Genomic DNA, 25,409 nt, shown 5'->3' on the forward strand with positions numbered 1-25,409 from the left:
CGTTGCAAGCCATGACCGCCGAATTCGATAGAGATGCGTCCCGGGAGCCGGCGAGCCTGCCCGAGCCGCCGCGGCGCAGCGGCAGCATCGTGCTGGTGCTCCTGGTTGCCGGCGCCTTGGTGGCGGTCGCAGTCGCCCTGATGACCATCGGGAAGGCCCAGGCGCAGCCCTATATTCTCGGGCTGCTGGCGCTGCTCGCCATGCTCGGCCTGTTCAACCTGTTCGCCTTTGCCGCCGGCATCATCCGCTTCGCCGACCGCTCCGCCGACGATCCCGTGATGAGCCGGATCGCCGATCATGCCTTCGATGGCCTCGCGGTCACGGACTCGCGCGGCCATGTGGTCTACTTCAATGCCGCCTATCTGGCGCTGACCGGCGCCACCAGCGCGCAGGACGTGCGCCCGGTGGAGCGGGTGTTCATCGGCGATCCCGACGTCTCGGAAGCGGTGTTTCGCCTCCTCAAAGCGGCGCGCGAGGGCAAGCGGCAGCAGGAGGAGGTCAGGGTCGCCAGTCCCGATGGCGGGCATGGCCGCTGGCTGCGCATGCGCGTCCGCCCGCTGGGTTCGGGCAAGCGGGACGCCAAATATGCGGTATGGTCGGTCGCCGACATCACGCGCGACCGCGAGCGCCAGGAAGACGTGTTCCAGGAGCTGCGGCACGCGATCGAATATCTCGACCACGCCCCTTGCGGCTTCTTCTCGGTCAACGCCTATGGCGAGCTCGCCTATGTCAACGCGACGCTGGCGAACTGGCTGGACTACGACCTCGCCGAGATCGGCTCCGGCGGCCTCGTACTCACCGACATCGTCTCCGGCGACGGCGCCTCGCTCCTGACCTCGATCGTGGCCGTGCCCGGCGAAGTGAAGACAGAGGTGTTCGACATCGATCTGAAGATGCGCACGGGCAAGACCTTGCCGGTGCGCATCTATCACAAGCTCGCCTTCGGCGCCGACGGCGTGCCGGGTCCGTCGCGCACCCTGGTGATCAGCCGCGCGCGGGACGAGCGCGGCGATCCCGAGCGCGCCGCCGAGGTGCGCTTCATGCGCTTCTTCGATCACACGCCGATGGCGATCGCCACCGTCGATCGGGGTGGCGCCGTGGTGCGGGCCAATGCGCGCCTGCACAAGCTCGCGCAGAGCCTGAACCTCGACGGCGTCGTCGGCAAGCCGATCTTCCGCGCGGTCAATTCGCGCGATCGCCAGCTTCTCATCGCGGCGATTAACCAGGCCGCCGAAGGGCAGGGCGACATCGCGCCGGTGGACGTCATGCTGGAGGGCGGCAAGGAGCGCTGGGGCCAGTTCTTCGTCACCACGGTGGAAGAGGGCGAGCGCGACACCGAAGCCGCGATCGTCTATATGCTGGAGACCACCGAGCGGCGGGCGCTGGAGAACCAGATCAACCAGTCGCAGAAGATGGACATGGTCGGCCAGCTCGCGGGCGGCATCGCGCACGACTTCAACAACGTGCTCTCCGCCATCATGATGGCGAATGATTTCCTGCTCAACGCGCACAAGCCGACCGATCCGTCGTTCCAGGACATCATGCAGATCAAGCAGAACGCGACGCGCGCCGCCACATTGGTGCGGCAGCTCCTGGCGTTCTCGCGCCGCCAGACCTTGCGGCCGCAGGTGCTCGATCTCGGCGATGCGCTATCGGATCTGCGCATCCTTTTGCAGCGGCTGATCGGCGAGAAGGTGAAGCTCGATCTCGTGCACGGCCGCGATCTCTGGCCGGTGAAGGCGGACGTCTCGCAGTTCGAGCAGGTGATCGTCAATCTCGCGGTCAATGCGCGCGATGCCATGCCTGACGGCGGCCGGCTGACGATCAAGACCGCGAATGTGACCGCCGAGGAAGCGGCGCAACTTGCCCACAAGGGCATGCCGGCGGCCGATTATGTGCGGATCGACATTTCGGACACCGGCACCGGCATTCCCGCCGACATCCGCGAGAAGATCTTCGAGCCGTTCTTCACCACCAAGGAGGTCGGCAAGGGCACCGGGCTCGGGCTCTCGACCGTCTACGGCATCATCAAGCAGACCGGCGGCTTCGTCTATGTCGACTCGGAGGAGGGCAAGGGGACGATCTTCCACATCTTCCTGCCGCGCCATCAGGCCGAGCAGGAGGCGCAGGCCGAGCCGCATGCGGAGGCCTCGTCCGGCAACGGCGCCGTCAGGGAGCAGGGCGGAGCGCCCAAGCCGCGCACCGATCTCACCGGCCAGGGCACGATCCTCTTGGTCGAGGACGAGGAGGGGCTGCGCTCGCTCAACGCCCGGGGCCTGCGCTCGCGCGGTTACAGTGTAATCGAGGCGTCGAATGGCATCGAGGCTATGGAGGCGCTCGACGAGAAGAACGGTGACGTCGATCTCGTGGTCTCCGACGTGGTGATGCCGGAAATGGATGGGCCGACCCTTCTGAAGGCGATGCGCGAGCGCAATCCGAACGTGAAGATCATCTTCGTCTCCGGCTATGCCGAGGACGCCTTTGAGAAGAGCCTGCCGGAGAACCAGCAATTCGCCTTCCTGCCCAAACCGTTCACGCTGAGCCAGCTCGTCGCCGCCGTGAAGGAGACGATGGCGCCGCAGTGAGGGTGCATTTGAAATGCCGCCGTCGTCCCGGCTTTCGCCGGGACGACGAACGAGCCGGTTAATGACGGTAAAAAGAGACCATCCCCGCGACGCAGGGCCGCAGCCGTGAACCCCAATACCCGCTTTCACTTTCGGGGGAGTCTGCCCATTTTAATGGCGCTTCCCCCTTCAGGGGCTTGAGAGACAACATGAATTTCACGAAATCCACGCGCCGCGCCGTCCAGGCGATCGCCGTGCTCCTGGCGCTCGCGGTTCCGACCCTGTCGGCCGTGGGGCCGGCCGACGCCCGCATCGGCGGCGGTTTCTCGTCGGGTTCGCGCGGCTCGCGCAGCTTCTCGTTGCCGCCGAGCACGTCGACGGCGCCCGGCACGGCGCAGCCGTTCAACCGCAGCTTCAGCCAGCCTTCCAGCCCCTCGTTCAGGCCGGGCATGGGCGGCGGCTTCTTCAACCGGCCGGGTGGCCTGTTGGGCGGCCTGGCGGCCGGCTTCCTCGGCGCCGGGCTGCTTGGCCTGTTGTTTGGCGGCGGGCTGTTTTCGGGCATCGGCGGCTTCTCGTCGATCCTGGGGCTTTTGCTGCAGCTCGCGCTGATCTTCTTCCTGGCGCGATGGGCGATGAACTGGTGGCAGCGCCGCAGCACGGCGCAGCCGGCCTATGCCGGCGCGGGCCTGGGCGCATCGCCGAACATGCGCAACGCCATGGGCTTCGGCTTGGGATCGTCCAGCACCCCGCTGCAGATCGGGCCCGCCGACTATGAGGCGTTCGAGCGGCTGCTCAACGAAACCCAGTCCGCATGGTCGGACGAGGATATCGGCCGGCTGCGCCGGCTCGCGACACCCGAGATGGTCTCGTTCTTCGAGAACGATCTGCAGGAGAACCGCGCCCGCAACCAGATCAACAAGGTCTCCGGCACGAAACTGCTGCAGGGCGACCTTGCCGAAGCCTGGCGTGAGGGCGACACCGATTATGCAACCGTGGCGCTGCGCTTTTCCATGATCGACCGCATGCTCGACCGTGCAACCGGCCGGCTGGTGGGCGGCGGCGAGCAGCCGCAGGAGGCGGTTGAAGTGTGGACCTTCGTCCGCCCCCGCGGTGGCGACTGGATGCTCTCGGCGATCCAGCAGACGAACTGATCCCTTCCGTGACCAAGTAACAGAAGGCGCTGCGGCCAACGCCGCGGCGCCTTTCGTTTTTTGCGCGGCGCGGCCCTTTGCACCCGTGCTATTCCTTCCCAAAGGCGAACCCGTGCGCCCGCTCAGCGTTGTCAGCCTTGGCTCTCGCGAAGGAACATCCATGCGTTACGAACTCTATTACTGGCCGGAGATTCAGGGGCGCGGCGAATATGTCCGCCTTGCGCTGGAAGATGCCGGTGCCGACTACGTCGACGCCGCGCGCGAGGGAAACGGCACGAGCGCCATGATGAAGCTGATGGACGAGACGCGCGGCACGCCGCCCTTCGCCCCGCCGTTTCTCAAGGCTGGCAAGCTCGTGATCGGGCAGACCGCCAACATCCTGCTCTATCTCGGTGCGCGCCATTCCCTGGCGCCGAAGACGGAAGGCGGAAAACTATGGGTGCACCAGCTTCAGCTCACCATTGCCGATTTCGTGCTGGAGATTCACGATACCCATCATCCGCTCGGACCCTCGCTCTATTATGAAGAGCAGCGCGCCCCGGCGAAAAAGCGCACCGAGGAGTTCTGGAAGGAGCGGGTGCCGAAATATCTCGGCTATTTCGAAAGTCTGCTCGAGGCGAATGGCGGCAGCTATGTGACCGGGCGCAGGATCACCTACGTGGATCTCTCGCTGTTCCAGATCGTCGAGGGGCTGCGCTATGCTTTCCCCAAACGCATGAAGGCGTTCGAGGATGACATTCCCGGCCTCGTCGCGCTACGCGACCGCGTCGCCGCGCGGCCGAACATCAAGGCGTATCTCGCAAGCGACCGCCGCATTCCCTTCAACGAGAGCGGCATCTTCCGGTATTACAAGGAGCTGGACGGCTGAAGATTGCCGCCGGCGCGAGGAGGCACATGCATCCGCATAACAGCAAGAAAATCGACGACCGCGCGATCAGAGCGGCTGAAGCGGCGCTGGCAAACCGAGCGATCACGTTCCGGGTTCCATATCGCGCGGGGGCCGTCGCATTTTCCGAGCTTCCGCTGCGGAGCATGATGCGCGATAGTCCGCGAGCCTCGTCGCGTCGCCGGCGCGAGGGAATGTTGCAAGGAGATGCCCAATGCGTGAGGGGACATATCGTCGAAAGAACGAGATGGATACCGCAACAGCAAGCGCTCATCTGCCCGGTCTCGACATCGACATTCTCCACCGGCAATCACCGAACGGAGATTACGAGCAGATCTCGATCAATCTTCGGGCAACGCCGTCCTTCGAAGCGCTCGGACGCTCTTTCGAGCCAGCCGATCCCTTCACGTTTTGGGTGCAGGCCGCGCGGTTGATGTGGATGCCGTGGCTGCTGACGGCGCAGACGATGATGCTCCCAAGTGGCCGGCCACGAACACTCCCTCCGTCGCCAGCCCCGAGCACAACGGGCAGCGGCTAGCGAGCCAAACGATCAAGGAGCGGAGAGAACTTACGACAGCGCCAGGGCAGGCGGGCCGCACTTCACCCCACTCACACCGGCGCTCGATATTCGGCTGCTTCCGTTTCGTCGGCGGAGCCCGCGCCCAAAAGGTTGAAAAGCGGCGTCAGGACGACGGTCAAAACGAGATTGACGATCACCGCGTATAACGCGGCGTAGCCGGGAAAGCTGAATCCGGCCACGGCAAGCGTATAGGTCGGAGCGAGGTTCGCTGCGATGAACATTGCGGTTCCGGTCACGATACCCGCGGCCCAGCCGATGAGCAGCGCCCATTCGTTGAACCAGCGGGTGTAGACACCAAGCATCACGGCGGGCAGCGTCTGGATAATCCAGATGCCGCCGAGGAGCTGCAGGTAGATTGCAAATTTCGATGGCAAGAACACGATGAAGGCCAGTGCCCCGAACTTGACGATCAACGACACCCACTTTGCTAATTGCGCCTCCTGCTGGTCGGTGGGCGCGCTATTGATGAATTCGCGATGGATGTTGCGCGTATAAATGTTGGCTGCCGCAATCGACATGATCGCCGCGGGCACCAGCGCCCCGATGCCAACCGCCGCGAAGGCGATCCCGACAAACCATGACGGGAAGCTATCGAGGAATAATGCCGGTATCGCGAAGTTGTTGCCGAACTGCTTGAAACCGGCAGCGAACTCAGGTCGTTCGCCGACGCCGGCAGCAATGGCGAAGAAACCGACCAGCGCAAGCAGGCCGAGCATGAACGAATAGCCTGGCAATAGCGCCGCGTTGCGGCGGACGGCGCGTCCGCTGCTTGCGGCCAGGATGCCGGTGATGGAATGCGGATACAGAAAGAGCGCAAGCGCCGATCCCAGCGCCAGCGTCGCATAGGCTCCGTATGCGCCGGTCGTGTTGGGGCCGGGAGTAGCGAGCAGCGTTTTCGAGGCCGGTATGGCCGCGAAGATCTTCTCAAACCCGCCGAGCTGGATGGGAATCGCGATGATGGCGGCGAACGCGGTCAGGTAGATCAGAATGTCCTTGACGATGGCGATCGAGGCCGGGGCCCGTAGCCCGCTCGTATAAGTGAAGGCGGCGAGAACGATGAAGGCGATGACCAGCGGAAGGTCGCCGCGATAGCCGGTGCCGGAGATACCCATAGCGCCGATCACGACCTGCAACCCCACGAGCTGCAGCGCGATATAAGGCAATGTCGCGACGATCCCGGTGATCGCCGTCGCGAGCGCGAGCCAGCGATTGCCGAAGCGCCCGCGGACGAAGTCGGCGGCGGTAATGTAGTTGTGCCGGTGACAGACGTACCAGAGGCGCGGAAATACCATGAAGAGAATGGGGTAAACGACAATCGTGTAGGGCACCGCGAAAAACGCAACGGCGCCGGCCCCGAAGGCCAGCGCCGGAACGGCAATGAACGTGTAAGCCGTGTAGAGGTCGCCACCGATCAGGAACCAGGTGATGAGAGTGCCGAAGCGGCGGCCCCCGAGCCCCCATTCGTGCAACAGGTCGAGATCGCCCTTGCGCCAATGCGCTGCTGCGAAGCCCAGCCACGTAATGAAGGCAAACAGCGCCAGGAAAATGATCAAGGCGGTCCAGTTGATCTCCTGCACGGCACCCTCCCAGGTGGTCTCCTCGTGATCGTTCTCTCCTTGCGTAACGTTGGCTGCAAGCAGCGCTAGTCGTCAGTTGCGAAGTGGACGGCTGCGGTCAGGATGGCTCCGATGATGACCCAGAGAAGCTGGTACCAATAAAAGAACGGAAGGCCGATCAAGGTCGGCTCGGCCTTGTTGTAGAATGGCGGCCAAAGGACCGCGATGAACTGGATGAGAAAGAGCAGGTGCCACCAGCTCCATCCGGAATGTCTGCGGTCTTGCTGGTTCATGTCTTCACCCAATGGTCTGTCAGGCGTGCTCCTCGGAAATGTCCTTATTGGTGTAGTCCGGCAGCAACGCGGTCGACGCGATGCTGACAATCGCGCAGAACAGGATGTATGCCGCGATCACGTAGCCCGTTCCGTACATTGCAAGCAGGGCTGTCGCGATCAACGGGGCCGGGCCGCCGGAAATCACCGACGAGAGTTGATAGCCGATCGAGGCGCCGCTGTAGCGCAGGCGCGGCGTGAAGCATTCCGCGATCAGGGCGGCCTGCGGACCGTACATCAGATCGTGCGGGACGAAGGAGAGCACGATGCCGAGAAACACCAGGACCGGCACGGTTGTGTCCAGCATCGCGAAATAGATGAAGCCGAATATCCCTGTTGCGACGGCGCCGATGATGTACATGCGCTTGCGCCCGATGTGGTCCGACAGGTGTCCGGCGAGCGGGATCGTTCCCAATGAAACGATGCCGGCGCAGATCAGCGAGGTGAGTAGGAAATCGCGCGAGATATGCAGAACCTGGGTCCCATAGGCGAACACGAATGCGAGATAGATGTAGGCGGGCGCCTGCTCGGCCATCCGTGCCAGCGCAGTGAGGACGATCGTCCTCGGCTGGCGCTTGATCACCTCAAGGACGGGAACGCGCTCGATGCGGTTTTCGGCAACGATGCGTCGGAACGCTGGGGTCTCAAGAATGCCCAACCGGATATAGAGGCCGATCGCGACCATGACGATGCTGAGCATGAACGGGATACGCCAGCCCCACACCAGGAACTGGTCGCCGGAGATCCGGCTGAACACCAGCACCGCGATGTTCGCCAGCAACAGTCCGCCCGGACCGCCGAGCTGTGGCCACGACGTAATGAAGCCGCGGTGAGCATTGGTGCGGGCCCACTCCATCGACAATAGCACCGAGCCGCCCCACTCGCCGCCGACGCCGACGCCCTGAATGAAGCGGATGACGGTCAGAATGACGGCGCCCCATATGCCGACGGTTTCGTAGGTCGGCACGAAGCCGACGGCGAAGGTCGCAAGCCCGGTCAAAAGCAGGGTCGCGATCAGCGCCCCTTTGCGGCCGATGCGGTCTCCGTAGTGGCCGAAGATCGCGGCCCCGATCGGGCGGGCGATGAAGCCGACGGTGTAGATGGCAAACGCCTCCAGCACGCCGACAAGAGGGTCGGATTTCGGGAAGAACAGCTTGCCGAAGACGAGGCCGGTCACCGTGCTGTAGAGCAGGAAATCGTACCATTCGATGGTCGTACCCACGGTGCTCGCGATAACGGCACGACGCAGTTGGGCGTGGTGATCGGTTTCCGACAAGGCATCAGACGTGACGTGAATGGTCGTCATGGGGCTCCTCCTCGGCCCTCCCTTGACGAAGCTTGCGTCGCTAAACCTTGATCCCGTTTTCTTATAAAGCGGCGCGCCAGCGCGGATCGCAAGAAAAGGGCTCAACACCTCGACATCTGCAAGTGACGAAAGTCTCGGCGATATCTGACTGCAGGACTTGATCCTTCGCGAGAGGCCGGATCAATTGGTTCTTAGTCGTAATTACGCAGACGCCTCGGGCTGCATTGCGCAAATCAGGGTGTCGTCGATTGTAAGTGTTGCGATGCAACCGCCGACATGCCGCGGAAGGCCGGATTGCCGGAGGTGTTACGGGATTGAGACGTTCGATTCTCGAGGCAGCTTTGCCAAAGATCGCCGTCGCTTCGATCTGTCTGCTCCCTGGACAGCGGTAACAGGTTGCGTCGGCGGACATCGGGCGAGGCGGAGCGCAAGCCGGTTTCGGTCGCCATGACAATGACCGTGTCCCACTACCGATTCCGTCCATCGATCGGCGTCATCGTCAGCTTTGAAAGCTCGATGCCGTCGATGCAGCTCACGTTGAGCGCCACCACCTCGGTGCCATCAGGCTTTTGGCCGCGCGCGAACACGTCGACGCCGCACTCGCTGCAGAGCTGATGCCGGATCGCGCGCTTGTTGAAGAGATATTCACGCAAGACGTCTTCGCCGGCGCGAAGCTGAAAGCTCGTCGGTGCTACGAACGTGAAATGCAGCCCCTTCTTGGTGCAGATCGAGCAGTTGCATGCGGTCACCATCGAAAGATCCGTGGTGCATTCGAATCGCACCTGGCCGCAATGGCATCCGCCGGTGAACGTCCGCAAAACGGGCATGGCCTGACTCTCCGTAAAGAAGAAGCTGAGTTTGAGCGCCGCCTGGCGAGATGAATGCGGTGCGCCGGATCGGCAGTCTGATCAGAGCTTTCCCGCGAAGTCGTGGCGTTGACAATCATATAAGCGCTTACTTATATATTGATCATGACGCCCGCCGCGCAGCTCACCGCCGTGATGAAGACGCTTGCCGATCCCACCCGGCGGGCGGTGTTCGAGCGCATTGCGGCCGAAGGCGAGATTGCCGCGACCGGGCTGGTCCGGCGATCAAGGGTTTCGCAGCCGGCCGTCTCGCAGCATCTGCGCGCGCTGCGCGACGCCGGGCTTGTGACCGAACGCCGCGAGGGCCGCCACATCCGCTATCGCGTTGCACCCGGCGGGCTTGCGCCGCTCGTCGATTGGCTCAGCCATTACGAGAGGTTCTGGCGCGAGCGCTTTGAAAATCTTGAGAGGCTGTTGAAGGAGTCCGAGTGATGAGTGAGAGGCGCGCGATCACGGTCGAGCAGGTATTGCGCTATCCGCCGGAGAAGATCTGGCGCACCTTGACCACGAGCGAGTTGATCGGGAAATGGCTGATGCCGAATGACTTCAAGCCGGTCGTCGGCCACCGATTCACCTTCCGCACCAGGCCGATGGGTGATTGGGACGGCGTCGTGCAGTGCGAGGTCCTCGCCTGCGAGCCGCCGCGTCTATTGCGCTATTCCTGGAAGGGCGGCTCGGATTCCAATCCGGCCTATGGCTCGCGGCTCGACAGCGTCGTGACCTGGACGCTGACGCAAGTCGACGGCGGCACGCAGCTCCGCATGGTGCATGACGGCTTCATCTTCCCGGGCAATCAGTTTGCCTATGACGCGATGCGCCCGGGTTGGGGCAAGGTGCTGGACGCGATCGGACGCATCACCGCAGAAGCGTCCGAAAGCGGCTCGCGTCACGCCAATTGATCGACGCGCACACCTTGTCCGGGCGGCAGCGGCGGTGGTGGCGGCGGCTGATAGTTGCCCACGCTGCTGTTGCTGTTGTCGCCGGCGTTGCTGTCGGGCGATTTGGGCGTGCTGCTCGTGGTCGGGACGACCGCGGTCGATGATGCAATGCTCGAAGTATCCATTGGCAAGGTCCTGTGGCTGCCGCGGATATTGCAGCCGCACAGACGAACGCGCCATGAATCCAATCGCTAAAATGCGAGCGATCCGCGCGCGACAGCAGCAACACAATGAACGGGAGCCTCAGAACGCCGTATCGGACATGAGTTCATCCCCCGCAGCGGCTCGCAACGGCTCACTCGTTCACGCGCCGCGAGATCGTGATCGAGGCGTCGGCCTTGGTCCGGCTGCACCGCATGTCGAGTCGCCGATAGCGGGTTGAGGCGTCGTCACGGAAGAAGCCGAGCGCGCGCATGCAGCGGCTGGCGCCCTTGCGCATGTCGTCTTTCGGCAGCGTGAAGATGATGGCGGCAGCGCCGGCGACGAGATCGAGGAAGGCCGGCTTTGGCTTGCGCATTGGGGACCTCGCATAGAGCTGGTTGCTGAAATTCTTGCTCGAGCAGCCGAGCGAGAGCTCCTTGGCCTGCGGATGCGAAAGAAAGATCACGCCTGCGGCGGTCCTGCCGACGCCGAGCCCGTCGATGCCGTTCTTGAGCTGGCCGGCAATGTCGTCGCAGCGGTCGGCCCGCGCGGGCGAGGCCGCGAATGCCGCAAGCGAAGCAAGAGCGATGGCGAGCAATAGCGATCGGCGCAACGGTGGTCGGAATGTCATGATGAAAAAAGCCCCTTGGGTGCTATTGGAGCGTGAGCGGGTCCTTAGTGCAAGTGCATCCGCGCAACATTGCGAACGGCTGTATCGTTGCCAAGCTGTGTAGTCCTCGGTTTTGTAGAATGAAATGGGCCTGTAGACTGAGTGCTCGCGCTTCGAGCCGTTCTCACCCCAATGACAAATCGCGCGCCGTTTCCGTCAGGATTTTGAACATCTGATCGGGCGCAGCATTGATCACATCGTGCGCGCAGGTGACACTATGCACGGTCCAGGCCGGATCCCTCAGCAACCGCTGATATTGCGCCGTGAACGGCGTCGCCTCCCAACCGCTGGCATAGACGAAGATGCGCGGAATCGCTGGCGCCGGCTTTGTCAGGCGCAGCGCCTGCAAGAATGAGCCCAGCGGGTGAGGGCGGCAGCGGGCATCCAGCCGTTCGGGCGGCAGCACGCTCAAGCCGTCATGACGCGCACGGTCGATGGCGATCTGGCGATAGCGCTCGCCCGCCAGGTCCCACCAGGATTGCCCATCGTCGGGGACGAAAGCATCGAGATAGATCAGCGCCGCGATGCGTTCCTGCGCGCGATCGGCGACGCCGGCGGCGACCATCCCGCCATAGCTGTGGGCGCACAGGATCACTTCCGAGAGGTCCTCGACGGTCAGGAGTTCGACGACATCTCCGATATGGGTGTCGAGATTGATCTCTCCTGCGACCGGGCGATCCGCAAACTGGTCGAGCCCGCTTAGTGTCACCGCATGGGCTTCGTGGCCCGCGCGCTTTAAGCGCGCGACAAAGTCGGCACAGGCCCAGGGCCCGTGCCAACCGCCCGGAATCAGGACAAAACTAGCCATCGCGGTCCTCCCTGATTGCCATGCCGAAAGCTCAGTTGCGCCCGGCCGAGGTGGTGGTCTATCAGACCTCTCAAGACGCCTTCACGGCCCCTCAACCCACGAGCCACCCCATGAACGCCCCTACCGCCTTTCCCGACCAGACCAAGCCCGTTCCGCCCTACAAGCACACGCCGCTGTTCCCGCTGGGGCCGGACACGACACCCTACAAGAAGATCACAAGCGAGGGTGTGAGGGTGGAGAAGGTCCTGGGCAAGGACATGCTGGTGGTCTCGCGCGAGGCGCTGCGGGCGCTGTCGGAGGCCGCTTTCGGGGAGATCAACCATTACCTGCGGCCCGGGCATCTGAAGCAGCTCCGCAGCATTCTCGACGATCCCGAGGCCAGCGCCAACGACAAATTCGTGGCGCTCGACTTCTTGAAGAACGCCAATATCGCCGCCGGCGGCGTGCTGCCGATGTGCCAGGACACCGGCACCGCCATCATCATGGGAAAGAAGGGCTGCAACGTCATCACCGACGGCGAGGACGAGGCGGCGCTGTCGGAAGGGGCGCGTGACGCTTACCTCAGGCGCAACCTGCGCTACTCGCAGGTCGCGCCGCTCTCGATGTATGAAGAGAAGAACACCGCCAACAACATGCCGGCGCAGTGCGAGATCTACGCCGAGGGCGATGACGCCTACAAATTCATGTTCATGGCGAAGGGCGGCGGCTCCGCCAACAAGAGCTTCCTGTTCCAGGCGACGCCCTCGGTGCTGACCAAGGATCGGCTGCTGGCGTTTCTCAAGGAAAAGATCCTGACGCTCGGCACCGCGGCTTGCCCGCCTTATCACCTCGCAATCGTGATCGGCGGCACCTCGGCCGAGCTCTGCATGAAGACGGTGAAGCTGGCGTCCGCACGCTATCTCGACGCGCTGCCGACCCATGGCTCGGCCGACGGCAATGCCTTCCGCGACCTGGAGATGGAGCAGGAAATCCACAGGATGACGCAGTCGCTCGGCGTCGGTGCACAGTTCGGCGGCAAGTATTTCTGCCACGATGTGCGCGTCATCCGCATGCCGCGCCACGGCGCCTCGCTGCCGATCGGGCTGGGCGTGTCCTGCTCGGCCGACCGGCAGGTGCTTGGCAAGATAACGAGGGACGGGATCTATCTCGAAGAGCTCGAGCACAACCCCGCGCAATATCTGCCCGAGGTGGAACAGGCGCTCGGCGGCGAGGTGGTCAAGATCGATCTCACCCGGCCGATGAAGGAGATCCTGGCGACGCTCTCGAAATACCCGGTGAAGACGCGGCTGTCGCTGACCGGCACCATGATCGTGGCGCGCGACGCCGCGCATGCCAAGCTGCGCGAGCGGCTCGACCGCGGCGAGCCGTTGCCGGATTATTTCAAGAACCACCCCGTCTACTACGCGGGTCCGGCCAAGACGCCCGAAGGCTATGCCTCGGGCGCGTTCGGCCCAACCACGGCGGGACGGATGGATTCCTTCGTCGATCAGTTCCAGGCCGCCGGCGGCTCGATGGTGATGGTCGCGAAGGGCAACCGCGCGGTCGCGGTGCGCGAGGCCTGCAAGAAGCATGGCGGCTTCTATCTGGGCTCGATCGGCGGCGCGGCGGCGAACCTCGCCGAACACTGCATCAAGAAAGTCGAGGTGGTGGAATATCCCGAGCTCGGGATGGAGGCGATCTGGCGCATCGAAGTCGTGGATTTCCCGGCCTTCATCATCATCGACGACAAAGGCAACGACTTCTTCAAGGAGCTGAATCTGGGTTGAGGGAGTTTGCCCTGCCTCTCAACTCGTGATGGCCGGGCTTGTCCCGGCCATCCACATTTTTAGAAGCATGATCCGGGAAGGTGTGAAGCGGTTTTCCGAAAAGATCATGCTCAAACAAGAACCTAAAACGCGATGGCGATTCGACCTGATCCCATCGCGCTTTATCAGCGCTGCGAGCGAGGTGAAACGTGGATCACCGGGGCAAGCCCCGGCGATGACGGCTGAGTATGCGGATGCGGTGCGCTTACGCTCGCGTGCCCGTAAACGGAAAGCTGCCCATTGGGCCGATGCCCATTTCGCCGTTCATGCTGTCGCCGGAGACTTTTCCCGTGAAGGCGAGCGTCAGCGGCATCGGATTGGTGATGGAGACTTTCCAGGCGAGCTCGTCGCCGTTCACCGTGCCGTCGAAGATCTCGGCCGTATTGCCTTCTGCTCCTTGCGTACCCGTGAGCGTGCCGCCTGCGGTTTTCAGTGTCAGCGTCGCGCTGCGCTCTCCCATCGGCGTCGTCATGGTCAGATTCCAGTTCCCGTCCACGGCCATTTCGGTCTCCTCACTCCCGTTGTGCGCGCAAGCCGGACATGGCTTTTCCGAAGCGCAGATGCCGTTCGCCTATAGCGCATCTGGATGCGCCGGCCCACTGCATTGTCGCCGATTCAAGTGCCCATGGCGCGGGCGGCGCGAACGCGGCTGGTGACGATCATGCGGAAGACGACATATTGGATGGCGAAGGCCAGGACCTTCGCCGCGACCAGGACGACCGACACGTAGATGGTCCACAGCTTGAGGTCGCCCGTCAGTGCCACCGCAATGGTGCCGACGCCGAGCACGAACATCAACGCGGCCCAGGCATAGCCGGCGATGTTGACATAGTCGGGAATGGTCTCGCTCACCACTTGCGGCATGTAGCGCGCCATCCAGCCGCGCTTGAGCATGATCAGGCCGACGGCAAAATGGGCGATCGAGGGCTTTGCAAGCACGAAACGGGGATCATTGGTCAGGATGCTTGCGCCGCCCAGCACGATGACCAGTCCGATGCTGGCATAAGTCATGAAGTTGAGCTGCTGGCCCCTGATCCGCGCATAGATCACCTGGGCCAGCGACCCTGCGATCGCCGCGGCCGCGCCGATGATGACGCTGCCTGTAACGAGATAGACGATGAGAAAGACCAGCGCGGAAAGAAAGTCGGTGGCAAGCCGGACAAGCACGTCCTTCATCGTCTGTCCCCCCACGAAGATCGCTGGATCTTCAGTCAGTGTGCGGTCGGCACCGCCTCGGCGGGCGGCGTGCTGTGTTTCAACTTACGATAAGACGGATACCATTTGGTGAAATAAACCGCGCTGTTACGTGCGGCAAAAGCGATCACCAGGCTGGTCCAGATCGGCAAGCCCGGCACGTAGAGCATGGCGAGATTCGACAACACCATCAACAATGCGGCCGCGGTCCAGGCGCCGGTGATCATGTAATTGGCGCGCAGGAAGCCGGGCATCGCCGCGGTCTCAGGGTGCACGGATTCCAGCGCATATTGCAGCGTGAACGGGTAGCGGATCAGGATCGAGCCGGCCGAAATGGTGAAGATGCCGGTGTCCACCGCGAGCTTGACCTTCGAGCCGGCGAGCGCGGGGTCGATCAGCGCAAGGTAGCCGCCGATCCCGGCGAACAGGACCGCGCTTGCCGCGCCGAGGATCTTGACCGAGCGGCCGCGTGCGGCGTCGAGCAGGATGACTGCGAGGCAGACGGTTGCGGCCGCAAACACGCTCAGGAGCGCCGAGGTCACGAGCATCAGGGAGGCGAAAACCCCGTAGGGCGCGAGGATCAGGAAGATCGACATGAGCAGCCCCTTTTTCGGGCCAATCTTTACGTTGGCAAGATTCCTAAGGATCGGATGTGACAGTGTCAAGTCAAATCTTTACAGTGTAAAAATCCCGTGAACGGCGGAAGAACACTTCGTTGTCAGGCGGTTGGGCGGTGGCCTGGGACACTGCGAGCGCCTGTCCATTCGCGAGGCCTAATGGCCTTTGGCGACATGTTGGCAAAACTCTCCGCGAGCGAACAAAACAGTCGTAGCAGGTCGTGAATGCACCGAAATTGTCCGGCAAATCCCGCCAAGTGAGTTGGCAAGCTCGGCCAAAGCCGCTAAAGGTCCGCCCCCCTTCACATCACAATTTGAGCGTGACATGTCGAGCGCCCCGCCCGCCGTCTCGATCGGCGTCGATTTCGGCACCAGCAACACGGTGGTTGCACTGTCCACCGGGGACGGCCACGTGGAAGCCGTCCGTTTCGATCATGGCGGCCAGATGCACAGCGTCTATGTATCAGCCCTGTGTTTCTGGGAGGAACGGCCGGGCGCCGGGCTGCATCCGCGCGCCGAGGGGGGCCCGTGGGCGATCGAACAGTTCCTCGAAGGGCGCACGATTCATCGCTTCATCCAGTCGTTCAAGACTTTTGCCGCGAGCTCTGCCTTCAACACCACCCAGATCTTCCGCCAGCGCTACAAATTCGAGGACCTGCTCGCGGCGTTCCTGCGCACGCTGGAGCGCCATGCCGGCGACGGCTTCGATCTCGGCGCGCCGACCATCATGGTCGGCCGCCCGGTGCGCTTCGCCGGCGGCAATCCCGACGATGCGCTGGCCATGCAGCGCTACAGGGCCGCCTTCGACCGGGTCGGAGCAGGTCATGCACGCTATGTCTACGAGCCGGTGGGCGCCGCTTTCTCCTTCGCGCGCCAGCTCGAGCGCGACGCCACCGTGCTGGTTGCCGATTTCGGCGGCGGCACCAGCGACTTCTCCATCATGCGCTTCTCGCGCTCGGCCGGTGGGCTGCGCGCGGAACCGCTGGGTCATGCCGGCATCGGAATCGCGGGCGACACGTTCGACTATCGCATCGTCGACCACATCGTCTCGCCGCGGCTGGGCAAGGGCAGCAGCTACCGTTCGTTCGACAAGGTGCTGCCGATCCCCAATCACTACTACAGCAACCTCGCCCGGTGGCATCAGCTCGCGATGATGAGGGGCAACGGCGACCTGCGCGAGTTGCAGCAGCTCGCACGCACCGCGCTGAATCCGGATCCGCTGCAGGATTTCATCACCATCGTCGATCTCGATCTCGGCTTTTCGCTGTATCGCGCCGTCTCCGACACCAAGGTGGCGCTGTCGAGCCGCGACAGCGTCGATTTCCGCTTCCAGCGCGAGGGCATCGATATCGGCGCGACCGTCACCCGCGACGATTTCGAAGACTGGATCGCCGACGACCTTGCACGGCTCGGCGCAACCGTCGACGAGGTGCTGGTCAAGGCCGGCATCAGCGCGCAGGACGTGGAGATGGTGTTTCTGACCGGCGGCACGTCGTTCGTGCCGGCCGTGCAGCGCTTGTTCGCCGAGCGCTTTGGCGAGGAACGGGTCAGATCGGCCGATCAGTTCGAAGCCATCGCCTGCGGCCTCGCCTTGATCGGCCATACGTCGGACCCCGACCGCTGGACGGTGGCCGGGCAGGCCTGACGGCGAGGGCGGGCGCATGATGCCCTTAAGGTCCCCGCGGCGATCGTCGATGCGCGTAAACTCGCCGGTCATCTCGTCGGGAGGGGTTTGCGGGAAGCGAGTGGCTCAAATCTTTACAGTGTAAAAATCAGGTCGTATAAGGCCTGTCATGAAAAAGCAGGATCAGGCCCAGACCAAGAGCCCAAGCCGCCTCCGTCGCCCGGCCGGGCGCGCCGCGCCCGGGCGTGCGGGCCGCGCCCGTCGTGGCTCGCGCGCCGAAGCGACGCCTTACCACCATGGCGCGCTGCGCGATGCGCTGTTGCAGGCCGCCGAGCGCGTGCTGGAGCGCGACGGGCTTGCGGGCCTGACCTTGCGGGCGGTGGCGCGTGAGGCCGGCGTGTCGCACGCCGCGCCGACCCATCATTTCGGCGATCTCACGGGGCTCGTCAGCGAGCTTGCCGCCATCGGCTTCCGCCAGTTCAACGCGGCCATGGCGGCGGCTTCCGCCGTTGATGCGGTGCCGGCCGAGCGGTCAATGGCGCGCGCCAAGGCCTATGTCGCTTATGCGCAGGCGCATCCGGGCATGTACGGATTGATGTTTCGAACCGAGCGGCTGGATTATTCCAGGCCCTCGCTATGCGAGGCCTCGGAGGCCTCGTTCGCGGGGCTTGCCGGTGCGGTCGCGGCGAAACGCCAGGAAGTGATCGCGAAAGACGCGCTGACGCTCGACCAAGCGGCGGCCATCGCCCGCGCCTGGTCGCTGATCCACGGCTTCACCATGCTGCTGCTGGACGGTCGCCTGCAGGACATCCTGGATCGCCTGCCTTCGGGCACGGACGCCAGCACCTTGCTGGATACCATGCTCAAGATGACGATCCCGAAGCTTTAGCGTCGTATTGCAGCTCGACGGTGCCGCCGCCGTCCCGATCATCTTCACAAGCTCATTGGTTGCAGCGGCGCGAAACGCGCTGAAAATCGTATGGTTCTTGCGGTAGAGCGCGGAATTCAGCGGGTCGGTGCTAGCTCGGACATGTGCAAACTGGGGAAGGTCCAGCGGCTAGGACCCTGATACCTGACATTTGGCCGGAATCGTTCTAGAACAGCGGCTCGTTTCGACAGCCTTGCGCGTCACTTCAAAAACGTTGTCATGCCTACGATTTCACCGAACAAACCCTACCGTGTTGGCCGTTCCCGAACCGGACTTGGCCTCTTCGCCACCAAGCCGATCAAGAAGGGCACCCGGATCATCCGTTATTTCGGGCCGTTGCTGGATTCACGGAAGAAAAAAGATGACGAGGTCGAGAACAAATACCTGTTCGAGCTGACCAACCGCTGGACCATCGACGGCTCGATCCGCGAGAACATCGCGCGCTACATCAACCATTCCTGCCGGCCGAACGCGGAATCCGACGTGAAACCGCGTAAGCGCAAGGTGTTCATCCGCGCGATCAAGAACATCGACCCCGGCGAGGAGATCAACTACGACTACGGCACCGATTATTTTAAGGCCTATCTGAAGCCGATCGGCTGCAAATGCGCTTCTTGCGAGAAGAAACGGAAGAAGAAGCGCGCCGAGGCTCGTGCCGAACGGGCGCGGCTCAAGGCCAAGCAAGAGCGCAAAGCCGCGCGCAAGGCCGAAAAGCTTGCGAAAGAGCGGGCGAAGGCGCGCGCAAAGGCCAAGAAGACGAGCAGCAAAGCGAACGGCAAGGCCAAGCGCTTCAACGGCTATCGCGCCGTAGCCTAGATCACGCGGCCGCCAGCGTGCGCTCAGAGCGACACCACTAGCGGCTTTCCGCGCTTGCCGCGAAGCATTCGACCGTCGCGCTTCCTGCCCTGCCATTGACGCAGCGCTCTGCAATCCCCTTCGAAAGAGCATTGCAAAGCCTCCGCCACGGCCCTAAATAGGTATTTAAAATGCATATTTAGGGAAAGTCATGACCGGAGCAGAGCGACGCGAACAGATCACGGCCGAGATTGCCGCGCGGACGGGCATCACCGAAGCGATGATCGAACGCTTGGTTCGCAGCTTCTATGCGAAGGTGCGGGACGATGAGATGCTGGGTCCGATATTCGACGCGCGCATCTCGGATTGGGAACCGCATCTGGCGCAAATGTGCGCGTTCTGGTCGTCGGTGGCGCTGATGTCAGGCCGCTATCACGGCGCCCCCATGCCCAAACACCTGCCCCTGCCGGTCGACGCCGAGCATTTCGACCGTTGGCTCGCGCTGTTCGAGGCCACGACCGAGGAGGTCTGTCCGCCCGAGGCGCAGGCGCATTTCATGGAGCGCGCGAGGCGGATCGCCGCAAGCCTCGAGCTCGGCGTCGCCGGTGCAAATGGCGTCCTGCTTGGCGTCGGCGAAAGGTTCCGACGCAAACAGCCGAACAGCGCCGCCAGCTAACGCCGCTGACCGCTGCGCGACGACCCGCGTGTGCTTCGGCGCAAGGCCCCGGGCGGCATCAGAGGGCCCTGCGCGATTAGCGCAAGCAGCCGCCGGAACAGGCGGATCGGACACAACGATCTGGCAAAGCGGTCCTCCACCGCCTGCGCTTGCGCGACCACATACCGCCCGGTGGACTGCACGAGCGGTTCGGGCATCTGCAGCGCGCGGGCGAGCAGCCGCATTGCCAGATTCAGCAGCCACTGCATGATGTCGGCGATCAGGGGCGAATTTCCGGAAAACGAGGTCATGGTCATCTCCTGTCGTGCCGGAAGATGAGATCGCCCGCTGCGCGATTCGATTACCTGCGAAGTAATGGAAGGCGCGAATCCCGCGTGGTAGGTTTTCCGCCATGATGAACGTCCACACCTCCACCGCACGCGATGAACGCAGCCGCCCCGTTCATGTCGGGGAACACTTGCGCGAATGGCGGCAGCGGCGCCATCTCAGCCAGCTCGATCTTGCCGGCGAGGCCGACATTTCGGCGCGGCATTTGAGCTTTGTCGAAACCGGCCGCGCCATGCCCTCGCGCGAGATGGTGTTGAAACTTGCGGAACGGTTGGACGTGCCGCTGCGGGAACGCAACGTGCTCCTGGTCGCCGCCGGTTATGCGCCGGCCTTTCCGCAACGCTCGCTGGATGATCCCATGCTGAAATCCGCGCGTCAGGCGATCGACCTTGTGCTGAAGGCTCACGAACCAAATCCGGCGCTGGCCTATGACCGGCACTGGAATCTGGTCACCGCCAATCGAATGGTGGCGCCGCTCCTGGATGGCATTCCGCAGCGTCTGCTTGGCCAGCCCTTCAATGTGCTGCGGCTCGCCTTCCATCCGGAAGCGCTGGCCCCGCGCACGGTCAACCTCGCCGAATGGTGCGGCCATCTCTTGGAACGGCTGCACCGGCAATGCGAAGCGACGGCCGATCCAGAATTGATCAAGCTCTACAACGACCTCAGGAGCTATCCCATTCCGGCGCGTTCCGGCCCGTTGCCGCCGGACAACAACGTCGCGATCCCGCTCAAACTGCGGCTCAATGGCGAGATCCTGAGCTTCATCTCGACCACTATGGTGTTTGGTACGCCGGTTGACGTCACGCTGTCGGAACTGGCGCTGGAGACGTTCTTTCCGGCGGACGAGCTGACCGCCATGCGCCTGCGGCAGATGGCGGCCGAGCTGAAATAGCGCGCTTGTTTGTCGGCCTAATCGGCCTATCTTGGACGGACATCTCCTTTGCGAGGACCCGCGCCCATGAGCACGCTCAAGCCGTTGACCATCGACATCGTTTCCGACGTGGTGTGCCCCTGGTGCTATATCGGCAAACGCCGCATTGAGAACGCGTTGCAGCTCGTGCCGGATGTGCCGGTCGATGTGCACTGGCGGCCGTTTTTCCTCAATCCCTGGGTGCCGCGCGACGGCATGAGCCGCGAAGAATATCTCACCACCAAATTCGGCTCCGTCGACGCCTATAAGGACATCGCGCAGCGCGTGGTCGCGGCCGCCAGCGAAGAAGGCCTGTCGTATCGGCCGGATATGGTCAAGCGCCAGCCCAACACGATCGATTGCCATCGCCTGATCCATTGGGCGGATGCAAAGGGCAAGGCGGCCGAGATGAAGCAGCGTCTGATGGAGCTCTATTTCCGCGACGGCGGCGATCTCACCGACACCGAGGTGCTGGTGCAGGCCGCCGCCGATGTCGGCCTCGATGCCAATGACGTGCGCAGCCGGTTCGCAACCGATGAAGATGTCGCGCTGATCTCGGCCTTGGCGCAGGATGCATCGAACAAGGGCATCCAGGGCGTGCCGACCTATGTGTTCGCGCAGAAATACGCCGTCTCCGGCGCGCAGGCGCCTGAGCTGCTGGCGCGCGCTATCCGGCAGGTGTCGGCGGAGGTGAATGCGCAAGCGGCGGAGTAGGCGGCTGCACGGTCTTGTAGGGTGGGCAAAGGCGCGTCAGCGCCGTGCCCCACCAAATTTCATCGCGACTGATCCGGTGGGCACGCTCCGCTTTGCCCACCCTACAAACTGTCATGACAGCGGGGCAGGCCTACATCACCGCGCACGCAACAAACGCACCCCGCGCCGTGCCACCCCGAGCATCGTCTGCCGCAACATCAGTGCCGCATGGATCGTCGCGACCAGCGGATCCTTCCGCCGCAGCGGAATCAATACATCGCCAATGGCAAACCGGCCGCGCCAGATCGGGTTGATCATGGGATGATCGGGGCTCGCGGTGGAATCCGCGCTCGCGATATCCGGATCCTCGCAGAGATGGCGCGTCAGCTCGAGCGTGAGCTGCACGCCCGGGGAAAATTTCGCGAAGCGCTCGTCGACACCAATCTTGAAGAAGAAGGCGCGGCCTTGATGCCGCAGCACGATGCCGGCGGCCACCGGCGTCTCGCCCGAACGAAGAGTGACAATCTCGCATTGGCCCTTATCCGCAAGCGCCAGCGTGGCGCGGCGGATGAAGGCGGCGTCGCCCGGAAGCTGAATCAGTGCGGTCCCGCGCTGGCCCTTCCAGCCGCTCGCTTCCAGTCTCAGGAAAACCTCGATCGTCGCAGCGATGTTTTCGCGGGAGCGGGCGACTTCGAAACGCAGGGGGCCGTGCTCCTCCAGCCGATGCCGCTGCCGTCGCAACTCCTTGAGCTTCTTGCTGCCGAGTGCCTCGCGCAGCAGGGCATCCGCATCGCGCGTCGCGTCGAGGCAGGCACGGCGATGCGATTGCAGCACGTGCGGACGCAGGCCGTCGCGCAGGCAGATTTCGGTGAGCACATGCATCGCGGCGCCCTCGAGCGAGACTTCGCGCAGGATCAGCGCGCGGGCGCCGGCCTGCCGCGCGGCCTGCAGCAGCGCCGCCGCCGCCTGTGCGGCGGCATCGCGATCGATCAAGGGCGTGCATAGCGTTCCGTAGGGATGCGCGCTGACGAGGGCAGGCAGTGGGATCTTGAAAGCGCGCCATAGCGAAATCACCGGCATCAGACCGATCAACCGCATCGGTGGGCCATTTCCCCAAGCGGCGAGTGCCGAGGCGCCGGTCCGGCTGGGCGCAGAGGCGTTCACCGCAAGCCCCCAGTCCGGCAGGTAGTAGCCGTTCGGCTCGATCGCCTGGTGGCTCAACTCGCTCCAACGCTCTGCGTCGATCGCGGTGAGGGAGGTAAGGGCGCTAGCGACAGTGGGGGCGGCTTCGGCGAGCGCGCGCGATATCGCGGCATCCTTCGTCGATGCGCGGCGGACCATCGCTGTATCGGTCATCTCGGCCACGTCCCGTTTCCGCTTTGCAGGGAGTCTAGCGGTGCCGTTCCCCAAACGGCAGCCGCGCCAAGAATTAGCGGAAAGGTTGGAAAATAGGGTTGGTGTGCGCGCGCAATTTGAACGGTAATGTTAACGGGCTGTCTACGCTGCAGCCGGCCGCCAAGGACCTTGAGAGAAACAACACCGCACGCGACCGAGGTGTCCGGACTATCCGGGTTCGCAATACAATCGGTAAAGCGTTGGCAGGAGCTCGCGGAGTTCAGGGCTTGCGAACTACATGCGCCGCGGCCCGTCATCGATGGATGCCGCGAACGCGATCGCGGCCTTTGAAGAATTCGAGGAGAAGGCGCTCGTTGGCGCCTGAAACGCATCGCGCCTGTACGACGAAAAGAACCCGCTGACCACGGTCAGCGGGTTCTCTCGCCTGCGGCCGAACTTGCGACTAAAGCGCGATGGGATTAGGTCGAATCGCCATCGCGCTTTATTTTTGTTTGAGCATGATCTTTTCGGAAAACCGCTTCACACTTTTCCGGATCATGCTCCTAATAGGGACCGACGCCTACGCCGACGCCCACTCCGCCGGGTCCATAGATGCCGATGCCGGCGCGCGGTTCTTCGCGGTAGTAACGGCGCTCATAGCGGTAGCGCGGCCCATAGTCATAGGAATAGGCGTGGCCGCGGGTGTGATAGCAGCGTCCCATGTCGTCACAGACCAGGCGAACCTGCTGCACGGGATCGGGATTGCTGTAGCCGCTGCTTCCAAGCAGGTCGGTCGCCTTCGCGCTGCCGGCGGACAGAGCACCGATGCCCGCCAGCAATGCAATTGCAAATGCCTTCATAGCTGTCTCCTCCTTGACGCTGCCCTCGCGTGACAAAAACGCGGCTCGCATTTCGTTCCGGAAACGTGCAGTTCCCGCGTGCTTTTCGTGCACCGGTTCCGCGCGGCGAGGGAGCTAGATCGGCTGGTAGTTCTCGGTGACGCAATTGTCGTTGTCATCGACGCGACGCCGGTCGACGATCTCGCCATCCTTGATGGTGATGCGGTAGGTCTCGGTGCCGATCGGCTTGCCGGTCGCCGAATTGACGTCGGCTCTGACGCAGGCGGTCCAGCCGGGGCCGCGCGGATCATGCACCGGCTGCGAAACCTCCACGTTCTGCGGATAGGACGTGCTGACGAACACCGAGTCCAGTTTGTCGTGGACGAGCTGTTTGACGTTCGGCGGCGGTTCGGGCGGCGGCGGGTCCGCCTCCTTCGCACGCATGAATGCCGGCACCGGCGAGCGGCTGTCGGCAATGCCGCAGCCTGCGAGCCCAAGCACCGCGCTGCCGATCATCCCGAGTTGAATGAATTTGTAACACCCCATCGGGTGGAGTTATGCCGAGAAAACGTGGCATTGGAACTCCACTGGTCTCGTCGTCCCCGATCAACAATTGCTGATCACGGTGCGACTAGAATGCCTCGAATGAACATCTTGCGGCACTTTGTCGCCGCCATTCCACGCTGTAGCTTGCCTGCGGGCGACGACAGGACAGGGGTGAACATGTGATGAGAAGCATGATGGCGGTGGCCGCAATCCTGGCGGTGCTCGCGCTGCCGGCCCAGGCGCAGATGGGCGGAGGCGGCGGCAGGCGGCATCAAGGCAATGACAGCCGGTCCGAACCGAAGAAACCCCAAGTCGATGAGAAAGCCTACAAGGCAGCGCTTGATCGAATTCCCGAGCCCACGGGGAAATACGATCCATGGGGCATGACGCGTCCTGCGAGCCCCGACAAGAAATAGCGGGTCGGGTTTGGGGCGGCGAAGGCGGGTTTAGTCGAACGCGACGCCGATCTGCCTGTCGTGACTCCAGACCGAGTGGCAACGGCGCTTGAACTGGTCGGCCTCGATCAGAAGCGTGAACTGCTCCGGCAGGCCCATCGGTCTTGCGACATCCAGGCGTGCCCCGGTCGGTGAGATGTTGCGCACCATGCAGTCGATGCCGCCGCCGCCATCAAACGCAAGCCGTCCGCCCTTGAGCACGCGGTGTCTCGCATGGGTGCGTTTCTCGATAAAGCTCTCGCTCATGGCTTTGCTCATGGCTCGTCAATTCTGAAGTGCGGGACTCTAGTTTGAACAAATTGTGCATTTCGCGATAGCGTATCGATTCAGGATCGATTAACCACGACGGCGCGGCTTTTGCTTCACAGCATCGCAAAAGCGCTCGAGACCATCGCTACCTGCTTGTTGTCGGTGGCGCCGAGAAGCGTCACGCGGCCGAAGCTCATGGTGCGGCCGAGCCGCACGACACGTGCGTCCGCGAGGACGTCCGAGGAGGCGACCGCGCGCATGAAATGCGTAGTCTGATCGACGGTGGTCATCGGCCGATAGCCGCGATTGGCCGCAAGGATTGCAATCACCATTGCAGTGTCGGCAAGCGCCATCAGCGCCTGGCCGCAGACCACGCCGCCATGCCGGCACAGCCGCTCGGAAAAAGCCATGCGCTGGATCGCGCCGGGCTGCCAGTCGCTCGCTGTGTCCTTCGGCGGCTCATGATCGATCGCTTCGACCGACAGGCCGAGGTCCTGCACCCAGGGCGCAAATACGTCGGTGAGAACGCGCCTTGCTTCGTCGATGCCGAAGCTGGCGCTCGTCTGTTGTTGCTGCATGAACGAAAAATCCTCCCCGATGAGCCGCCTTTTTCATTAC

At 63.3% G+C, this 25,409-nt stretch carries 30 protein-coding genes; 14 read left to right on the forward strand and 16 right to left on the reverse strand.

Annotated features, from left to right (window positions below; translation table 11 throughout):
- Positions 1–11 precede the first annotated feature (11 nt).
- The 4 genes from cckA (at position 12) to P6U23_RS13465 (ending at position 5,139) form a co-directional block, all read left to right on the forward strand.
- The gene (cckA, locus tag P6U23_RS13450) at positions 12–2,585 is read left to right on the forward strand and encodes a cell cycle histidine kinase CckA (RefSeq protein WP_407180224.1); all 2,574 of its coding nucleotides are present in this window, start codon (positions 12–14) and stop codon (positions 2,583–2,585) included.
- A 188-nt stretch (positions 2,586–2,773) separates the two neighbouring features.
- Positions 2,774–3,715 carry a Tim44 domain-containing protein gene (locus P6U23_RS13455; protein ID WP_407180225.1) on the forward strand — a complete coding sequence of 314 codons (942 nt, stop codon included), beginning with the start codon at positions 2,774–2,776 and terminating at the stop codon, positions 3,713–3,715.
- A 160-nt stretch (positions 3,716–3,875) separates the two neighbouring features.
- Positions 3,876–4,583: a glutathione S-transferase gene (locus tag P6U23_RS13460; protein ID WP_407180226.1), complete on the forward strand. Its 708-nt coding sequence runs from the start codon at positions 3,876–3,878 to the stop codon at positions 4,581–4,583.
- 232 nt (positions 4,584–4,815) lie between these two features.
- Positions 4,816–5,139 carry a hypothetical protein gene (locus P6U23_RS13465; RefSeq protein WP_407180227.1) on the forward strand — a complete coding sequence of 108 codons (324 nt, stop codon included), beginning with the start codon at positions 4,816–4,818 and terminating at the stop codon, positions 5,137–5,139.
- A 71-nt stretch (positions 5,140–5,210) separates the two neighbouring features.
- On the opposite strand, the gene mctP is transcribed toward P6U23_RS13465, so the two are convergent.
- From mctP to P6U23_RS13485, 4 genes are all read right to left on the reverse strand, one after another.
- Complete coding sequence (gene mctP / locus P6U23_RS13470) at positions 5,211–6,758, reverse strand: monocarboxylate uptake permease MctP (protein ID WP_407180228.1); 1,548 nt, start codon at positions 6,756–6,758, stop codon at positions 5,211–5,213.
- 65 nt (positions 6,759–6,823) lie between these two features.
- Positions 6,824–7,030, reverse strand: a complete 207-nt coding sequence (locus P6U23_RS13475) for a DUF3311 domain-containing protein (protein ID WP_407180229.1) — start codon at positions 7,028–7,030, stop codon at positions 6,824–6,826.
- Positions 7,031–7,049: 19 nt separating this feature from the next.
- Complete coding sequence (locus tag P6U23_RS13480; RefSeq protein WP_407180230.1) at positions 7,050–8,375, reverse strand: MFS transporter; 1,326 nt, start codon at positions 8,373–8,375, stop codon at positions 7,050–7,052.
- A gap of 467 nt (positions 8,376–8,842) precedes the next feature.
- Positions 8,843–9,202, reverse strand: a complete 360-nt coding sequence (locus tag P6U23_RS13485; protein ID WP_407180231.1) for a GFA family protein — start codon at positions 9,200–9,202, stop codon at positions 8,843–8,845.
- 144 nt (positions 9,203–9,346) lie between these two features.
- Between P6U23_RS13485 and P6U23_RS13490 the strand changes: the two genes are divergently transcribed.
- Both P6U23_RS13490 and P6U23_RS13495 read left to right on the forward strand, forming a co-directional pair.
- Positions 9,347–9,673 (forward strand): ArsR/SmtB family transcription factor, encoded by a 327-nt coding sequence (locus P6U23_RS13490; protein WP_407180232.1) that lies wholly within the window; start codon positions 9,347–9,349, stop codon positions 9,671–9,673.
- Positions 9,673–10,140, forward strand: coding sequence for an SRPBCC family protein (locus tag P6U23_RS13495; protein ID WP_407180233.1), 468 nt, complete (start codon positions 9,673–9,675; stop codon positions 10,138–10,140). Before P6U23_RS13490 ends, P6U23_RS13495 begins: the two co-directional genes overlap by 1 nt.
- On the opposite strand, the gene P6U23_RS13500 is transcribed toward P6U23_RS13495, so the two are convergent.
- The 3 genes from P6U23_RS13500 to P6U23_RS13510 all read right to left on the reverse strand — a co-directional run bounded on the left by P6U23_RS13500 (position 10,128) and on the right by P6U23_RS13510 (position 11,798).
- Positions 10,128–10,304, reverse strand: a complete 177-nt coding sequence (locus P6U23_RS13500; protein WP_407180234.1) for a hypothetical protein — start codon at positions 10,302–10,304, stop codon at positions 10,128–10,130. The genes P6U23_RS13495 and P6U23_RS13500 overlap by 13 nt on opposite strands.
- A 170-nt stretch (positions 10,305–10,474) precedes the next feature.
- On the reverse strand, positions 10,475–10,951 hold the full coding sequence (locus P6U23_RS13505) for a hypothetical protein (protein ID WP_407180235.1): 477 nt from the start codon (positions 10,949–10,951) through the stop codon (positions 10,475–10,477).
- A gap of 163 nt (positions 10,952–11,114) precedes the next feature.
- The gene (locus tag P6U23_RS13510) at positions 11,115–11,798 is read right to left on the reverse strand and encodes an alpha/beta fold hydrolase (RefSeq protein ID WP_407180236.1); all 684 of its coding nucleotides are present in this window, start codon (positions 11,796–11,798) and stop codon (positions 11,115–11,117) included.
- A 110-nt stretch (positions 11,799–11,908) separates the two neighbouring features.
- Between P6U23_RS13510 and P6U23_RS13515 the strand changes: the two genes are divergently transcribed.
- On the forward strand, positions 11,909–13,564 hold the full coding sequence (locus tag P6U23_RS13515; RefSeq protein WP_407180237.1) for a fumarate hydratase: 1,656 nt from the start codon (positions 11,909–11,911) through the stop codon (positions 13,562–13,564).
- A 244-nt stretch (positions 13,565–13,808) separates the two neighbouring features.
- Here the strand turns inward: P6U23_RS13515 and P6U23_RS13520 are convergent, their stop codons facing one another.
- The 3 genes from P6U23_RS13520 to P6U23_RS13530 all read right to left on the reverse strand — a co-directional run bounded on the left by P6U23_RS13520 (position 13,809) and on the right by P6U23_RS13530 (position 15,393).
- Positions 13,809–14,105, reverse strand: coding sequence for a hypothetical protein (locus tag P6U23_RS13520; protein ID WP_407180238.1), 297 nt, complete (start codon positions 14,103–14,105; stop codon positions 13,809–13,811).
- Positions 14,106–14,218: 113 nt separating this feature from the next.
- Entirely contained in the window at positions 14,219–14,779 is a 561-nt protein-coding gene (locus P6U23_RS13525; protein ID WP_407180239.1) for an inner membrane-spanning protein YciB, read from the reverse strand.
- Between the two features lie 35 nt (positions 14,780–14,814).
- Positions 14,815–15,393, reverse strand: coding sequence for a hypothetical protein (locus P6U23_RS13530; RefSeq protein ID WP_407180240.1), 579 nt, complete (start codon positions 15,391–15,393; stop codon positions 14,815–14,817).
- A gap of 346 nt (positions 15,394–15,739) precedes the next feature.
- Between P6U23_RS13530 and P6U23_RS13535 the strand changes: the two genes are divergently transcribed.
- The 4 genes from P6U23_RS13535 (at position 15,740) to P6U23_RS13550 (ending at position 19,437) form a co-directional block, all read left to right on the forward strand.
- Positions 15,740–17,059 carry an Hsp70 family protein gene (locus tag P6U23_RS13535; protein ID WP_407180241.1) on the forward strand — a complete coding sequence of 440 codons (1,320 nt, stop codon included), beginning with the start codon at positions 15,740–15,742 and terminating at the stop codon, positions 17,057–17,059.
- A gap of 148 nt (positions 17,060–17,207) precedes the next feature.
- Positions 17,208–17,927 carry a TetR/AcrR family transcriptional regulator gene (locus P6U23_RS13540; RefSeq protein WP_407180242.1) on the forward strand — a complete coding sequence of 240 codons (720 nt, stop codon included), beginning with the start codon at positions 17,208–17,210 and terminating at the stop codon, positions 17,925–17,927.
- A gap of 258 nt (positions 17,928–18,185) precedes the next feature.
- Positions 18,186–18,782 carry an SET domain-containing protein gene (locus tag P6U23_RS13545; protein WP_407180243.1) on the forward strand — a complete coding sequence of 199 codons (597 nt, stop codon included), beginning with the start codon at positions 18,186–18,188 and terminating at the stop codon, positions 18,780–18,782.
- A 190-nt stretch (positions 18,783–18,972) separates the two neighbouring features.
- Positions 18,973–19,437 carry a group III truncated hemoglobin gene (locus tag P6U23_RS13550; protein ID WP_407180244.1) on the forward strand — a complete coding sequence of 155 codons (465 nt, stop codon included), beginning with the start codon at positions 18,973–18,975 and terminating at the stop codon, positions 19,435–19,437.
- On the opposite strand, the gene P6U23_RS13555 is transcribed toward P6U23_RS13550, so the two are convergent.
- A complete protein-coding gene (locus P6U23_RS13555) occupies positions 19,434–19,727 on the reverse strand; it encodes a hypothetical protein (protein ID WP_407180245.1) in 294 nt (97 codons plus the stop codon). The genes P6U23_RS13550 and P6U23_RS13555 overlap by 4 nt on opposite strands.
- 104 nt (positions 19,728–19,831) lie before the next feature.
- On the opposite strand from P6U23_RS13555, the gene P6U23_RS13560 reads away from it, so the two are divergent.
- Positions 19,832–20,656, forward strand: a complete 825-nt coding sequence (locus P6U23_RS13560) for a helix-turn-helix domain-containing protein (protein ID WP_407181444.1) — start codon at positions 19,832–19,834, stop codon at positions 20,654–20,656.
- A 66-nt stretch (positions 20,657–20,722) separates the two neighbouring features.
- Positions 20,723–21,388, forward strand: a complete 666-nt coding sequence (locus P6U23_RS13565; RefSeq protein WP_407180246.1) for a DsbA family protein — start codon at positions 20,723–20,725, stop codon at positions 21,386–21,388.
- Between the two features lie 135 nt (positions 21,389–21,523).
- Here P6U23_RS13565 and P6U23_RS13570 read toward each other — a convergent pair whose 3' ends face one another.
- The 3 genes from P6U23_RS13570 to P6U23_RS13580 all read right to left on the reverse strand — a co-directional run bounded on the left by P6U23_RS13570 (position 21,524) and on the right by P6U23_RS13580 (position 24,087).
- On the reverse strand, positions 21,524–22,723 hold the full coding sequence (locus tag P6U23_RS13570; protein ID WP_407181445.1) for a GNAT family N-acetyltransferase: 1,200 nt from the start codon (positions 22,721–22,723) through the stop codon (positions 21,524–21,526).
- Positions 22,724–23,265: 542 nt separating this feature from the next.
- Positions 23,266–23,562, reverse strand: a complete 297-nt coding sequence (locus tag P6U23_RS13575) for a hypothetical protein (RefSeq protein ID WP_407180247.1) — start codon at positions 23,560–23,562, stop codon at positions 23,266–23,268.
- A gap of 114 nt (positions 23,563–23,676) precedes the next feature.
- Positions 23,677–24,087: a hypothetical protein gene (locus P6U23_RS13580; protein ID WP_407180248.1), complete on the reverse strand. Its 411-nt coding sequence runs from the start codon at positions 24,085–24,087 to the stop codon at positions 23,677–23,679.
- 182 nt (positions 24,088–24,269) lie between these two features.
- On the opposite strand from P6U23_RS13580, the gene P6U23_RS13585 reads away from it, so the two are divergent.
- Positions 24,270–24,503: a hypothetical protein gene (locus P6U23_RS13585; RefSeq protein ID WP_407180249.1), complete on the forward strand. Its 234-nt coding sequence runs from the start codon at positions 24,270–24,272 to the stop codon at positions 24,501–24,503.
- Positions 24,504–24,533: 30 nt separating this feature from the next.
- Here the strand turns inward: P6U23_RS13585 and P6U23_RS13590 are convergent, their stop codons facing one another.
- Together P6U23_RS13590 and P6U23_RS13595 are read right to left on the reverse strand one after the other, a co-directional pair.
- Complete coding sequence (locus P6U23_RS13590) at positions 24,534–24,788, reverse strand: PilZ domain-containing protein (protein WP_407180250.1); 255 nt, start codon at positions 24,786–24,788, stop codon at positions 24,534–24,536.
- 116 nt (positions 24,789–24,904) lie between these two features.
- Positions 24,905–25,369 (reverse strand): PaaI family thioesterase, encoded by a 465-nt coding sequence (locus P6U23_RS13595; RefSeq protein ID WP_407180251.1) that lies wholly within the window; start codon positions 25,367–25,369, stop codon positions 24,905–24,907.
- Positions 25,370–25,409 lie beyond the last annotated feature (40 nt).

Source organism: Bradyrhizobium sp. STM 3562, assembly GCF_045571435.1.
Lineage (GTDB): Bacteria > Pseudomonadota > Alphaproteobacteria > Rhizobiales > Xanthobacteraceae > Bradyrhizobium.

Bases quoted from the DNA above. Each gene is read 5' to 3' on its own strand.
- P6U23_RS13475 (WP_407180229.1), bottom strand. From the start codon at position 7,030: ATGAACCAGCAAGACCGCAGACATTCCGGATGGAGCTGGTGGCACCTG.
- P6U23_RS13545 (WP_407180243.1), top strand. From the start codon at position 18,186: ATGCCTACGATTTCACCGAACAAACCCTACCGTGTTGGCCGTTCCCGA.
- P6U23_RS13485 (WP_407180231.1), bottom strand. From the start codon at position 9,202: ATGCCCGTTTTGCGGACGTTCACCGGCGGATGCCATTGCGGCCAGGTG.
- P6U23_RS13540 (WP_407180242.1), top strand. From the start codon at position 17,208: ATGAAAAAGCAGGATCAGGCCCAGACCAAGAGCCCAAGCCGCCTCCGT.
- P6U23_RS13480 (WP_407180230.1), bottom strand. From the start codon at position 8,375: ATGACGACCATTCACGTCACGTCTGATGCCTTGTCGGAAACCGATCAC.
- cckA (WP_407180224.1), top strand. From the start codon at position 12: ATGACCGCCGAATTCGATAGAGATGCGTCCCGGGAGCCGGCGAGCCTG.
- P6U23_RS13455 (WP_407180225.1), top strand. From the start codon at position 2,774: ATGAATTTCACGAAATCCACGCGCCGCGCCGTCCAGGCGATCGCCGTG.
- P6U23_RS13595 (WP_407180251.1), bottom strand. From the start codon at position 25,369: ATGCAGCAACAACAGACGAGCGCCAGCTTCGGCATCGACGAAGCAAGG.
- P6U23_RS13590 (WP_407180250.1), bottom strand. From the start codon at position 24,788: ATGAGCGAGAGCTTTATCGAGAAACGCACCCATGCGAGACACCGCGTG.
- P6U23_RS13580 (WP_407180248.1), bottom strand. From the start codon at position 24,087: ATGGGGTGTTACAAATTCATTCAACTCGGGATGATCGGCAGCGCGGTG.
- P6U23_RS13555 (WP_407180245.1), bottom strand. From the start codon at position 19,727: ATGACCTCGTTTTCCGGAAATTCGCCCCTGATCGCCGACATCATGCAG.
- P6U23_RS13505 (WP_407180235.1), bottom strand. From the start codon at position 10,951: ATGACATTCCGACCACCGTTGCGCCGATCGCTATTGCTCGCCATCGCT.
- P6U23_RS13570 (WP_407181445.1), bottom strand. From the start codon at position 22,723: ATGACCGATACAGCGATGGTCCGCCGCGCATCGACGAAGGATGCCGCG.
- P6U23_RS13585 (WP_407180249.1), top strand. From the start codon at position 24,270: ATGAGAAGCATGATGGCGGTGGCCGCAATCCTGGCGGTGCTCGCGCTG.
- P6U23_RS13460 (WP_407180226.1), top strand. From the start codon at position 3,876: ATGCGTTACGAACTCTATTACTGGCCGGAGATTCAGGGGCGCGGCGAA.
- P6U23_RS13565 (WP_407180246.1), top strand. From the start codon at position 20,723: ATGAGCACGCTCAAGCCGTTGACCATCGACATCGTTTCCGACGTGGTG.
- P6U23_RS13535 (WP_407180241.1), top strand. From the start codon at position 15,740: ATGTCGAGCGCCCCGCCCGCCGTCTCGATCGGCGTCGATTTCGGCACC.
- P6U23_RS13465 (WP_407180227.1), top strand. From the start codon at position 4,816: ATGCGTGAGGGGACATATCGTCGAAAGAACGAGATGGATACCGCAACA.
- P6U23_RS13530 (WP_407180240.1), bottom strand. From the start codon at position 15,393: ATGTCGATCTTCCTGATCCTCGCGCCCTACGGGGTTTTCGCCTCCCTG.
- P6U23_RS13525 (WP_407180239.1), bottom strand. From the start codon at position 14,779: ATGAAGGACGTGCTTGTCCGGCTTGCCACCGACTTTCTTTCCGCGCTG.
- P6U23_RS13510 (WP_407180236.1), bottom strand. From the start codon at position 11,798: ATGGCTAGTTTTGTCCTGATTCCGGGCGGTTGGCACGGGCCCTGGGCC.
- P6U23_RS13575 (WP_407180247.1), bottom strand. From the start codon at position 23,562: ATGAAGGCATTTGCAATTGCATTGCTGGCGGGCATCGGTGCTCTGTCC.
- P6U23_RS13495 (WP_407180233.1), top strand. From the start codon at position 9,673: ATGAGTGAGAGGCGCGCGATCACGGTCGAGCAGGTATTGCGCTATCCG.
- P6U23_RS13550 (WP_407180244.1), top strand. From the start codon at position 18,973: ATGACCGGAGCAGAGCGACGCGAACAGATCACGGCCGAGATTGCCGCG.
- P6U23_RS13490 (WP_407180232.1), top strand. From the start codon at position 9,347: ATGACGCCCGCCGCGCAGCTCACCGCCGTGATGAAGACGCTTGCCGAT.
- P6U23_RS13515 (WP_407180237.1), top strand. From the start codon at position 11,909: ATGAACGCCCCTACCGCCTTTCCCGACCAGACCAAGCCCGTTCCGCCC.
- P6U23_RS13560 (WP_407181444.1), top strand. From the start codon at position 19,832: ATGAACGTCCACACCTCCACCGCACGCGATGAACGCAGCCGCCCCGTT.
- P6U23_RS13500 (WP_407180234.1), bottom strand. From the start codon at position 10,304: ATGGATACTTCGAGCATTGCATCATCGACCGCGGTCGTCCCGACCACG.
- P6U23_RS13520 (WP_407180238.1), bottom strand. From the start codon at position 14,105: ATGGCCGTGGACGGGAACTGGAATCTGACCATGACGACGCCGATGGGA.